This is a genomic window from Sphingomonas sp. SUN039, from assembly GCF_024758725.1.
GTDB lineage: Bacteria > Pseudomonadota > Alphaproteobacteria > Sphingomonadales > Sphingomonadaceae > Sphingomonas_O.
The window spans coordinates 1,271,432-1,283,141 of sequence record NZ_CP096972.1; the positions used below are offsets into that span (position 1 = coordinate 1,271,432).

The following is an 11,710-nucleotide window of genomic DNA, read 5'->3' on the forward strand; positions in this document are numbered from 1 at the left end:
GCGCATCAAATCCGGCATGCGACACAGGTCGATTGATCATGACATCTCGCAGGCGATCCTGTGTTCGCTGCGCTACGGCCGGATGACAACCGAATATGGCCACGCGGGGCTCGATGCCCCGCGTGGCCACAAGCTCTTCACACAAAAAAAGGGGAGCCGAAGCCCCCCGAGACCGCTGCGTGCCGCGATCAATATTCGTCGCTCATCGCGCCATGTGCGGTATAGACCACCTTGTCGATGAGCCGCATCGGCAGCGCGTCGTAATCGCCTTCGTCGATGCTGATGTAGCGCCCGTCTTCCTCGATCACGTGCTGGTCGAAATAGCTGTGCAGGGCGCGACGTTCGGCGGATGCGACAGCGGCGAGATAATGGCCGGTATCCATGATTGCGATGCGTGAGGGTGTTGCCATGAGAGCCTCCTGATTGTCGTCAATTGACGGATGCTTGGCAGTCATGCGTTCGGGAGGTCGGTCAGGGACGCCAAAGGCGCCGCACGGCGGGCGGTCCGGCGTGTCTATTTTTTGCGTACGCCGGAGCTGGCGATCTCGGCACCACCGCTCGATCGCAAAAAATCGATGCGCCGGGCCGATCCTTGACGGACCTTCCGGACGCATGACACCCTTGGACTATTGTTAGAGAAAATGTTCTTTCCTGCCCGCCCGGCAAGGCCGCAGGCGAGCCGGCCCAGAATCCGAACGCCAGGATAAGCCAGAATGCCCGACGCCCGCTCGCCGCGAGGCTCAGGCCCACACGACGCGTGCATCGGCATCGGGCTCGTCCATCGCGGCAAGCACGTTGAGATGCGCCCGGTAATGATCGACATGATTGTCGGCAAAGCGGCGGCGCGTTGCGGGATCGCTAAGCCGGTCGCGCAGTTCGTCGGCGCGGATTTCACCCACGGGTTCCTGCGCGACGCCGAGCGCCCGCAGGATCGCATAGGCGCTGGCTTTAGAAACCTTCAGCCGGATCGCGTCATCGGGGGTCGATGACACCCAGAGATAGATGTGGTTCTCTTCCTTGTCGCGGCCGAAGCGGACAAGACGACCCCGAAACTGCGCCTGCTCGATCACGCCGATCGCGGTTTCGTCATGCTCGAAAACGGCAGCGAGCACGGCAAGCGCAAAGGGACAGACGCGTGCCTCGAAATCATCGACGGCAGGGTCCTGTGCGGCGCGATCGATCACGGCGATGCCCGAGCGTTCGCCTTCGACGGCCGCAAAGCTGCGGAACGCCGCGAGCTGGCGCGCCGAAACCAGGGCGCAGGGACGTGCGCCGACGCGGTCGTCGGCGACGGTGAAGCTGATGATCATGGCCAAATCCTTTCCCCGTAAAGTACAGCGCAAAAAGGGCGCCAGCCGCGACCATGGAGGTCGCGGCTGCCGCCCCGCCACGGGTCGTCGGTCAGGCGTCGACAAGCTCGCGCTTGCTGCGGCCCTTGCCCGTGTTCTCGGGGGCGTCGGGCGCCGTCGAACTGCCGAGGCCGTCGGTGTGCCCGCCGCCGACTTCGCCGCCGGTCGCCCCGTTTGCAGGTCCCCCCTCGTCCAGCGGCAGCGGCGGCATGTCGTCGCTGGCACCGGTCGCGGCGGGCAGCGCCGCACGGCGCTGCTGGCGCTGCCAGACGATGTTGTAGCTGCCGTCTTCCTGCCGGAAGGCCGAGACCTGGATCGGTTCGGACAGGCTCGGATCGTCGATGCGACCATTGAGGAATTCCTCGCCGGTCGAATTCGACGTCAGCGCAAACAGCGCGCCGACCTTGACCCACACTTTGGCGACAGCATTCAGCGCCATGACGTCGAACTTGGGCGCTTTGGGATTTGGCGAGACGACGGGCCGAAGCGCGATGGTCATCGCGACCTGGAGGGTTTCGATGCGACCGACATAAGTGCCGCTCGAACGAAGCGTGATACTGCCGATGTTGCTGCTCATGATCATTCTCCTGAAACGACTTTCGGGAACCTCCCGAAGCCATAACTTTCCAGTCCCCTCCCCTCCTCGGCCCTTTCGGCCGAGCGGCGTGCGTGAGCACGCTCTGTGTCGCCGGGCGCTTGCGGCCGGCGGGCCAGATCCGGCACTTCCCGAGTTGGCGTGAGCCGCACCGTCGTCGCGCGTGACTGCGCCGCGCGCCCGCGCGCGCATCAACAGACGGTGCCCCGAGACGGTGACGCGGACGAAGCGCGGCGTCGGGGCAGCAAGGCATCCGGCTGAGCGCAGCGATGTCGTGGTGCCGCAGCTGCCGACGACACCGCGCCCGCGCACCGGCCGGAGCGCCCCGCGCGCCAGAACAAGAAAATCGCACCCTGAAAGGGCTGCGCCAGCAGACCCAAAGAGTGCGACATCACGCGCGTCCCTTGACCACCGCCGGTACGGCGGTGCCCGGGACGCCGACCAGGCGTCCGCGCGCCGCAGCGGCGGTCCCGGCGGGACCCCGTCAGGCGCGCCCGGGCGGCATCGAAAAAAAGAGAGACCGGACTTGCGTCCGGCCTCCCGTGCAGGCTGGTCAGGCGGCCTGCTGCCGACCCAGGTCCCGGACCTGATCCGAGGCCCGAATGATGTGGAGCGGCGTTCCCGCCTGACGCAGTTTCTGCGCGAAATTGGCTTGAAGTCCCGAGCCTTCGCAGACGATAGCTTCGACGGGGCGCAGCCCGACGATCTTGTCGTTGCGCACGAAGCCGGCACGGTTGCCGTGCGCGCGGTCGAGCCGGAACTGGACCAGCTTGACGCCGCGCGCGGCTGCCCATGCTGCGGCAATGGCATCGCAGCCCTTGACCTGGGCCGTGGTCGCCAGGACCATCTCGGGGACACGGGTTTTGATGCTGTCGAGGCGGTTCCAGAGCAGTTCATGGTCGTGCCAGACGTTGCCGCCCGAAAACGCCACCACCGGACCTTCGGGGGCATAGGCTTCGCGACACGTGCGCGCGCGTGCCGCAAGAAAATCGCGAGCTTCGATCTGGCTTGCGGTCAGGCTCGACGACGTGCGGCTGCCCTTGGTTGCCGAGAATGGCCGCCCGGTTTCGACACGGAACACATCGGCCGCGTGATCGCGCATGCATTCCATCGCCTGCCGGGCATCGAACAGCGTCTGAGCCAGGAGCTGCTTGTCCTCGAGTTCGGTTGCGTAGATTTCCGAAGGATCGAAGCATCGCGCGAGTTCGCCCAAATCTTTGGCGGCATCGTCCTCGCGGCCTTCGATGCGCCTGGCAACGACGTGGAACGAGTTGACAAAGCCCCAGGCAAGATCGGCGGCATAGCTTTCCATCCTGGTGTCGCGGAACACATCGAATAATGTCCCCATCATCATCTCGACGGCGCAGCGCACCATTTGCGGGTCGGGCATGTCGAGCGCTTGCGGTGCGTCGACAATCGACAATTTGGCCATTTCATTCTGGCCGTCGAACGCGGTGTCGTAACCGCTGTCGCGATTGTCGCTGTCCGAGAAGTGGCGGGCCATGTCGGCGAAGTTGGTGAAACGGGTCATTGAAACCTCCAGATGTGAAAATGCTCATCACCGCGATGAGGTCGCTCCGGGGGAATGCGGCGCCGTGGCGGTCACAGGACAGCGACCAGCGGGAAGCTGCCGCGCCAGCGGACGGTGGGGGAGCCGATTTTGGGGGGACGGATCGGGGCGCGCCAGCGACCCCGGGCCCCGCAAAATTGGGGGTACCGCCGGTCCTTGACGGCCACGCGCGCCGCATTCCATCATCGGAATTCATAGAGAGAGAAAAGAGTGAGGCCGGGCAGCGGAGATCCCGGCAGCGGTGCCGGAACAGATCGCCGCGCGCCACAGGCCGAACAACCGGTGGTTCGTGATCGACCGGCGCCGTCGTCCAAGGGCGTTCGGCGCCTGGCCGAATCCCCTCTACGACGCGCACGGGTTCCTGCTGCCACGCCGATCCCGCGCCACGCGCTCGATCATCCACCCCGCGCGCAAGGGATCGTCACCCGCAGGGCGGAGACAGGCATAGCCTGGCTCCGTGGAGCTGGGGCTGACGCTTCGTCAGCACCCAGCGGAATAGAGCCCGGTCCCGCGCACCCGCGCGGGATGCGCCCCCCAAGACCTGCTCGGGCCTGCCGCGCCGATCATCGAGTGCCTTCTTCCCTGCCGCACAAGAACCGAATTTCATCGACGTGCGACCTGGGTGTGTTGGCCGTCCAGGCGACGATCGCTGGTGCCGATTGGGATGCCGATTGGAGTGCCGGGTCGGCGTGCCTCGATATCAGGACACGACCGGTCCCGACGATCTTCCCGGCGACCATCCTTGTCACCGTTGCCGTAACCGCGCCCGGTCGCGTTGGGACAAAAACACTGACCCTCGAAAAAACCGCGCCGCGATCAGGCGACGTCGGTGCGTTGATCGCGGCCCTTGTCGGCTTCGTGAGAGCGAGCATAGCGAATGGCCTGATCATGTTCATCGGCGATGCCATTAAGTCCGGCAAGAGCGCGTCCGATCAGGTCGGCCGTGGTTACCAGCTGGATATGGTCCGCCGCGACGATAGCATAGCCGCCGCCGAATGCGTCGCGTCGCAGCCGGTCCGAATAGCACGCCCATTCGAACGCGAGCGGCAGCGCGCTTGGGCAACTGCGCTGGAGCACACGCGCGACCGTTTCGACCTGGATCTGATGACCCGCAATCCAGAGGTCGACGCTGCCATTTTCACGCGGTTCGACCTCGATCGTGCAGCCCAGCCCGAAATAGTCTTCGTCTTCGAACACGGTCTTGAAGCCCGACCATGGGTCGTCAGCGTGGGTCGGCAGCGGCGGATACGTCACGGCGAACAGCGGATCGTGCAGGATCGCGCTGGCATGGGCGCTGGTCTCGTTCCCGTCGCCGAGCAACTCGCTCGCCGTAAAGCACAGGCGGGCAAGATGCGCCTCGGCCTTGGTCGTGGTGACGACAAACGCGGTGGCAACATAGGAATTCGACATCGGAAGCCTCCCGGGAATGAGGTTTGCAGGCGTTCGGGCACAATCGGGCCGTACAACGGCCATGGGCGCGTCTCGTCGGCCCGACCCCCCGTAGTCGTCCCTTCCCCTTCGCTTTAGTCGCGGTGCCTGAGCGTCAGTCGTGCACGCTGCTGCGCGGGGCCATTGGCGGTGCCGAGCGACTTGAGGCGATCGGTCTCGAGCGTCGCCGCCAGGCCTTCGGGCACGACAGCACAGGGCGCAAGCAGCGCGAGCGCCGCGGCTGCGGTCGCCAATTCGCCGGGCGCCGTCCCTTGCCAAAAGATGACATCGTCCTCGCCATCGGCCTCGGTCACCAGGACCTGGGCGAAAAACGTCGCAAGCGGGCGATCCCAGCCGACCGTGATGCGCGTGCCGCGCGGCTGGTCGGGCCGGGGTTCGAGCGTGTGACGACTCATTCTGCTCTCCAGATCAAGGCCGTGCCGGCACGGGGCATCGACGACGCGTGCCTGACGAGCCTGGCGCAGGGTCCGGCCAGTCAAAGCTTCTCCACGCGATAAGCGGACGTGCCCGACCATGTCAGGCGATACATATCGGCTTGCACGACCGATTGCACGACATTGGGCCAGAGCGCGGCGATGCACGTCCCGCCGGCATGGCGAACCGAGGGGTAGATGAGTCCGTTGTGACCACCTGCCCGAGCCGTCGCCGCAAGAGCGTTGCCCCGGGGATAGCCGATGGCCGGATCCGGATCGAGGCTCGGATGATCGGGTAACCCGCGAAGGTCGACGAACACCCCGGCCATGCTCGCCAGCATTTCGCCATAATCAACGACGGCAGTGTAATCGCCCGCGTCTGCCAGTGCATTGCTCAAATGATAGCCGACTTCAACGAGACAGGTTTCCACCGCAAGGGCGGCATACCAGGCACCGCGCGCGGCCGGGTTGAAACGCATCGGCGCGCGCGGTTTGGCGTAAGCGAAGCTGGCGTTGATGAACTTTGCGTGCGGGACGCCATGCACGAGTTCTTCGGCGGTCAAGCCAGCGTAGCCCCGTTCCTCGGCGATCAGGCGGCCGCTGGTTGCGCCTTCGATTTCGGCGAGAAGCGCAAGCTCGTCTTCGTCGTCGGCGAGCGGCGTCAAGACGGCTGCGCGCAACCGCGCGCTGGCGACGAGGCGCACGGTTCGGGGGAACGCGTCCCGCACCAGCGGAACGCCGTCCATGAAAGCGTCGTCAGAGCCCGCCACGCAGGGCGTCGATATATTGCCGCGTTTCGAGCATGCGCGGGATTCCGCCTTCGATCATCGCCTGGACCGGCGTCAGGCGATCGAAGACCGGGCCGCGATTGGGAAGTTTGGGCCAGCGATCAGCCATGTCGTCGGCAAACAGCAAATGCAGGCCCTTGAAGACGCCGATCAAAGCAGACGCGCGCGTCAATTGGTCCTGACCGAGCACACCGTCCCATTTGCCGGCTTTCATCCGGTCCCAGGTGCTTTCGGAGACCCCCAGCAAGGCAGCGCCTTCGGCGTTGCTGCCGTCCCATGCAGCCACAAGGCGCAACACCGCCTTGACCGCGGCAGCGGTCAAGCGCTGCCGGTCTTCTTCGACAGCAAAGTTTTGCAATCCGACCGGCTTGACCGGCAGGCGCTCGTGTTGAACAGCATGGACCATAGCGCGTCTCCTGATGCGAATATGTGCCTCACATGATGCGATGTCAAGGATTGGCCCGTCGTAGGATATGAAGCGCGCGACGTGCCGACACAATCTGGGGCCAAGTGTTTTCGGCCTCGGTGCGGGGACATCCCCGGGCAGTCGGTGATCCGTCAGGACCGCAGCCCGGCTGCTCAATGCAACAGATTTCAACCTGATGTGGCCTGATGCGCCGGGCCGGCGCCGGCTGAGGCGCACGCGTGGGAGGAACCGATCGCCCAAAGGTTCCGGGTGCGGCGGCCATCGGCACGTCAACTGGTGACAACGACGATTTCGGCCGAACGGTCGAGGACATCGGCAGAGCGCAATACGCGAAGCGGTTGCAACGGATTGCTTGTCCGGACGATCGAAATGTCTTCGTGGCCGGTCTCGAACAGGCGGGCGGCGACACGCCGGGCATGTTCGCCGCTGCACAGATCGGCGCGGCGCGTCGAGCGCGGAACGAGCGGGGGCGCGGACATGGCGGGTCTCCTTCCAATCGGATCAGTCCCGTGCACCGAACACCGGGGCATGGACTCGGGTTTGCGGAATGATCGACCAGTCGCGATCACGCAGCCGGGTAACGCGATAATGGCCGCCATGCGGGGCGATCAATGTCAGCCGGCGGCCGACGCGGCGCACGGTGAACTCGTCGCCCTCATGGCCGTCGGTGAAGCGCATCGGTGCCGCGAACTTGATCCGGTCGCCGTCGCTGATGGCGCGCTTGCGGCGTCCGATCGTGGCGCGGCAGCGCTGCCGCCACGCGCGCGCATAGTCGCTCGACGTCGGTCCGAGCATCGCGAGGATCGCTTCGGGACACCCGGTTTCGCACGGTCCCGCATGCTCGCTCATGTCCTTATAGCCGAAGACATGGCCGTCGCGCGCGTTCGGTGTCCAGCGCGTGAGACAGACGATGGCGAAGACGGGTTCGGTCGCCTCGGTACCGTCACGATGCACAAAGCTCTGGACTGCGGCATAATAGACCCGGTCGACATAGGCGGATCGCAGCACGCGAAGACCCCGCGTCGATCCATCGTCCTGCGCGCGTTCATGGGTGAACGCGGCATCGAGATAGGCTTTCGGGGTTGTCGTGCTGCCCATATGTTCGCGGGTCATCGTCAGCCAGCCCATGGTCGGGTCCTTTCGTGGGGCAGACGGGTGACGGTTGGCGGTCGTCTGCGATGTGGAGTTCGCGGCGGATGCGGCGCGCGAATTGGACGGGATCGAGCAACACGGCGATATCGGCGGTCCGGCTGCGCGCGTTTGCCCCGTCGTTTGCACCGTCATTGCGCCGATACGCGACCTCGGCACCGGGGCGCGGCAGGTCTGTCGTCACGCGGACCGACAGCGTCGGCGTCACGAGCACGATATCGGTCCTGCCGAGGCTGTCCGGGCCGCGCCTCAATTCTGCTGCGGCGCGTTCACCAAACGCGGCGGCGAGCGCGCCCAGCTGCGCTTCCGCCTCGCGGCAGAAAATGCGGCGCGCGGCGGCATCGGGCGCAATGCTGCGGCGGGCGAGCACGACGATTGACGGCTGGCCAGCGAGGGCGTCGATCCGGGTCAGGCAGTCGTGCCGAAGCTTTGTATCGTCGGCGCACCGGTCATCGCCAGCGCGGACGGATGCGATCCGGCCAAGGTGTCGCGCCAGAAGTCTGACCGCTGGATCGCTTTCGGGATCGTTCCCCGCGTTGCGCGCATCCTCGATGGCATCGCCGATCGCGCTCAGCGTTGTCCGCATGGTGGTCAGGCCTTCGGGATTGAGCGCGAGCCGGAAGCGAAAGTCGATATCGTACGTCATGGCGGCGCGCCCTCCCCTGCTGTTCGCCCTTCGCTTCCCTCTTCGCTTTCTTGCCCGGTCGCCGTGACGCGCAGCGCGCCGCGAACTCGTGGTCGGGAGCCGGTCGACGCCTGTCAGGCCTCGGCACCTGCCTTGTGATCTGTCGCTTCTGTGGCCGAGCCGGCCTCGCCGAAAGCCTTGAGGAATTGATAGGCCTGTTCGGCCTTCGATGCGGCCTGGATGATCGCCGCCTTGTTGGCGCGAAGCACGCGCAACCAATGGCCGATATAATTGGCGTGACTGTCGTGGAGGTCGTTCGGGAGCCCGAGATCGGCGCAGATCAGGCCGCTGCCGAGTTCGGCAACCAGTTCCTCGCGGGCGTAAGCATCGTCACCGAACTTCTTGCCGAAAGTCCGGGCGAGCCGGTCGGCATGGCCGCTCCAATGGACATGTTCGTGCGCGAGCGTGCTGGCAAGATGATCGGCAGACACGAAGCTGTCGGGGTTCGGAATGTTGATGCTGTCTGCGATGCGGTCGTAATAGGCCTCGCTGCCGCCATAGCTCACTCTGGCGGGAATGTTCGCAAAGAACGCGTCGATGGCGGCTTGCCGTGCCGACGCAGTCAGCGCCGGCGGCGGCGCGTCGCCGGGATAAAAACGGGCCGGCAGCCCATCGATCTGGTCGACGTTGAAGACGGTGTAAGCGCGCAGGAAGCGGATCGTCCTGGTATCGCCAGGGGCTGCGTCGGATGCGCTGTCGTCCCGGGTGAACGACGAATAATAGACGCTGATCGAGCCCTTTTCATGCCGTCGAACTTGGCCGCCCAGTTCGGATGCCTGTTTGTAGGTCATCCAGGTCGGACTCTTGTAGCCGAGCGCATCGGCGACGGCCCAGAGATAGAGCGTATTGATCCCCGTGTAGGGGGTCCCGCAATGGCGCAGCGGGCGACCGCCGCTGCCCGATGTCCAGGGCCGTCGCCAGGGCAGGGTTCCGGCCTCGATGCGGGCAATGATGAGCGCGGTGATTTCAGCCGCGATATCGCGTTGGCGTGGTTTCGGGCGCATGAGGGCCTCGCGTGCAAAAGCGCAGCCGGAAGCGCGGGGCTCCCGGCTGCACAGGTTTCAGGAGGAGGAGGCGTCGTCAGGCGGCAACGATATCCTCGGCGACAGAAACGTCCCCGGCCTCGGCATCGTCGGCGACGACGGCATCGCCTTCATCGATGGCTTCGCCTCCGCCATCCCCAGCGTCATCGATGCCGCTTCCATCGACGCTGCCCCCGCGTTCGACGGTGTCTTTGGCGGCGTCATCGACACCCTCGACGATCGGCGCGCCCGAGCCGGTACCGAACTGCATCGCCCGGGGCAGCCAGGCGAGCGCCGTCTCCCTGATTTCGGGTTCGCTGACGGCATGACCGGCAAACAGCGTCTGGCACGATCCGGAGATTTCGCCCTTCTTCGACTGCATATAGCGCCCAGCGAGCGCGGGTCCGCCGACGTCGGCGAGAATGGCGAGCAGCGTCGACTTGCTCACCTTGTCGAAGAAGTTCTCCGAGGTCGGCCGCCACCAGGCGGCGACGTCGATTTCGAGCAATTCGGCCAGCCTTGCCTGCAAGGGGTTGGTACGATGACCGAAGCTGCACTTGGCCTCGAGCGACGTCGCCACCGCCATCGCCAGCCATGCAGCCTTGGCATCGTCGTCGAGCGCGCGAAATGCGTCGAACCGGTCGACCTCGCGCGCGTGTTCGGTCCATCCGCTGTCGAGCTCGCTCTGCACCTCGCCGAGATAATCGCGCGCCCGACTTGGCGGCACGTCGCGCGCTGGAACCGGATCGTCGGGGCGACGCCTGGCGATCGTCGACCCGTAAGCTGCGTGGCGCGGATCGACGATTGCGAACAGCGCATAGTCGAGCGCGAGCGCGGGCTGGGCGAGGATCGCGGCAGCAAGGACGTCGCGCCGCTGGACCGCAAGCGAATCCGACAGCTTCGCGCTGAGCGGCTTGCCGCCCGGCACCGTCGCATCGACCGCAGGCGGCGATTTGATCCGTCCCCCGGCGGTGGTGACCGGTCCGGTCTCGCCGGGTTCGCCGATCGGCGCTTCGCTGTAATAGCTGGTGTCGAGGACGAGCGCCCCGCTCGGCGTGAGGAGCAGGAATGCGCCGATCTTGCTCTTCAGCGCGTCATCGAGCGCGGCGGGGCGATCGTCGAGCGTCTGGTAGCGGAGACGAAGCGCCTCGCATTCGGCCTCGAGCGCCTCATAATGGCCGTCGTCCTGGCCGTCCTCATCCATCGCGGTTTCGATTTCGTCGAGGCGCGCTTCGATCGCCGCCATGGCTGCGGATTCGGCCTCGGTCGGATCGCGCTGCGGGACAGACACGCGGTAGAGCGATGCGGCCTCGTTATAGGTGTTGGTCGTGGCGATGGGCCGGATCCAGGCAAGGCCGGTTTCCGCACCGATACGCGTCGCTTCGGCCGTCATCTTCTCGGCGGCGAGGCGTTCGGCGATCTCGGGATTTGTCCAGCGGTCGCCATCGGTTTCGTAGAGGTCGCGGGTGACATGGCCCCCGGCGGCGACATACGCCTCCTCGCCGACGAGGAGTGCGATCGCGTCGGTGGCGCGCATCGTCTCATGCTGGATCGCGCGCTTGATCGTGTCGGCGCTGTAATAGCCTTGCGTCCCATAGGTCTCGAACACGCGCAGCTGCTTTTCGATATTGTCCGTCGAGGCAAAAGCCTTGGCCTTGTCGAGCGTCAGCGTGCCCTCGCGCAATGCGGCGAAGATGGGGTCGGCGAGATTGGCAAGCCGGAGACGGCCTTCGACGAACCGCCGGGTGACACCAAAACGCGTGGCGACCGCGTCGAGATCGTCGCCCTTGGCGATGAAGTCCTGGAAGGCGCGGCATTCATCGGCCGGCGTCATTGCCATGCGTTCGAAATTCTCGACGAGCGACAGCTCGGTCTTCTCAGCGTCGGTTGCGGTCTTCTCGCGGGCCGGAACCGGAAAATCCTTGTCGATCTTGCCCTGCTCGGCGAGCAACGTCAGCGCCTGGAAGCGACGACCGCCGGCAAACACTTCGAAATGGCCGCGCGGCTTCTTGAGCGGCGTGACGACGAGATTTTGCAGAACACCATGAGCCTCGATGGTGGCTGCAAGTTGTTCGATGCTGCGGGGTCCGGTCTTGCGGACATTCGCGCCGCTCAGGCGGAGCTTGGAGAGTGGAACGGTTGTGAACACGGGAGTTCTCCTGATGGCGATCCGGAACAAGCACCGGATCGCCCCGCCCCGCTTCCCCTTCCCTTTCTCAGGAGCCCCGGCCCGATCGGTCTGGTCCGATCCGCCCGTTGCGAT

13 protein-coding genes are annotated in these 11,710 nt (G+C 65.6%); all 13 read right to left on the reverse strand.

The features are described from left to right. Positions 1-188: 188 nt before the first annotated feature. The 13 genes from M0209_RS06165 to M0209_RS06225 all read right to left on the reverse strand — a co-directional run bounded on the left by M0209_RS06165 (position 189) and on the right by M0209_RS06225 (position 11,596). Positions 189-410 carry a hypothetical protein gene (locus M0209_RS06165; RefSeq protein WP_258887411.1) on the reverse strand — a complete coding sequence of 74 codons (222 nt, stop codon included), beginning with the start codon at positions 408-410 and terminating at the stop codon, positions 189-191. 330 nt (positions 411-740) lie between these two features. Then, complete coding sequence (locus M0209_RS06170; RefSeq protein ID WP_258887412.1) at positions 741-1,310, reverse strand: hypothetical protein; 570 nt, start codon at positions 1,308-1,310, stop codon at positions 741-743. A gap of 91 nt (positions 1,311-1,401) precedes the next feature. Further along, on the reverse strand, positions 1,402-1,926 hold the full coding sequence (locus tag M0209_RS06175; RefSeq protein ID WP_258887413.1) for a DUF736 domain-containing protein: 525 nt from the start codon (positions 1,924-1,926) through the stop codon (positions 1,402-1,404). Positions 1,927-2,497: 571 nt separating this feature from the next. Next, positions 2,498-3,475 (reverse strand): DUF2493 domain-containing protein, encoded by a 978-nt coding sequence (locus M0209_RS06180; protein ID WP_258887414.1) that lies wholly within the window; start codon positions 3,473-3,475, stop codon positions 2,498-2,500. Between the two features lie 855 nt (positions 3,476-4,330). After that, positions 4,331-4,924 carry a hypothetical protein gene (locus M0209_RS06185; RefSeq protein ID WP_258887415.1) on the reverse strand — a complete coding sequence of 198 codons (594 nt, stop codon included), beginning with the start codon at positions 4,922-4,924 and terminating at the stop codon, positions 4,331-4,333. A gap of 113 nt (positions 4,925-5,037) precedes the next feature. Beyond that, positions 5,038-5,358 (reverse strand): hypothetical protein, encoded by a 321-nt coding sequence (locus tag M0209_RS06190; RefSeq protein ID WP_258887416.1) that lies wholly within the window; start codon positions 5,356-5,358, stop codon positions 5,038-5,040. A gap of 80 nt (positions 5,359-5,438) precedes the next feature. After that, on the reverse strand, positions 5,439-6,122 hold the full coding sequence (locus tag M0209_RS06195) for an RES family NAD+ phosphorylase (protein WP_258887417.1): 684 nt from the start codon (positions 6,120-6,122) through the stop codon (positions 5,439-5,441). A 10-nt stretch (positions 6,123-6,132) separates the two neighbouring features. Continuing rightward, on the reverse strand, positions 6,133-6,486 hold the full coding sequence (locus tag M0209_RS06200; protein ID WP_258887418.1) for an antitoxin Xre-like helix-turn-helix domain-containing protein: 354 nt from the start codon (positions 6,484-6,486) through the stop codon (positions 6,133-6,135). Between the two features lie 374 nt (positions 6,487-6,860). Next, positions 6,861-7,070 (reverse strand): hypothetical protein, encoded by a 210-nt coding sequence (locus M0209_RS06205; protein ID WP_258887419.1) that lies wholly within the window; start codon positions 7,068-7,070, stop codon positions 6,861-6,863. 22 nt (positions 7,071-7,092) lie between these two features. Next, positions 7,093-7,704: a DUF6927 domain-containing protein gene (locus M0209_RS06210; protein ID WP_258887420.1), complete on the reverse strand. Its 612-nt coding sequence runs from the start codon at positions 7,702-7,704 to the stop codon at positions 7,093-7,095. Beyond that, the gene (locus M0209_RS06215) at positions 7,637-8,386 is read right to left on the reverse strand and encodes a hypothetical protein (RefSeq protein WP_258887421.1); all 750 of its coding nucleotides are present in this window, start codon (positions 8,384-8,386) and stop codon (positions 7,637-7,639) included. Before M0209_RS06215 ends, M0209_RS06210 begins: the two co-directional genes overlap by 68 nt. Before the next feature lie 113 nt (positions 8,387-8,499). Beyond that, complete coding sequence (locus M0209_RS06220) at positions 8,500-9,429, reverse strand: ArdC family protein (RefSeq protein WP_258887422.1); 930 nt, start codon at positions 9,427-9,429, stop codon at positions 8,500-8,502. A gap of 76 nt (positions 9,430-9,505) precedes the next feature. Then, positions 9,506-11,596, reverse strand: a complete 2,091-nt coding sequence (locus M0209_RS06225) for a ParB/RepB/Spo0J family partition protein (RefSeq protein WP_258887423.1) — start codon at positions 11,594-11,596, stop codon at positions 9,506-9,508. Between the last annotated feature and the right edge of the window lie 114 nt (positions 11,597-11,710).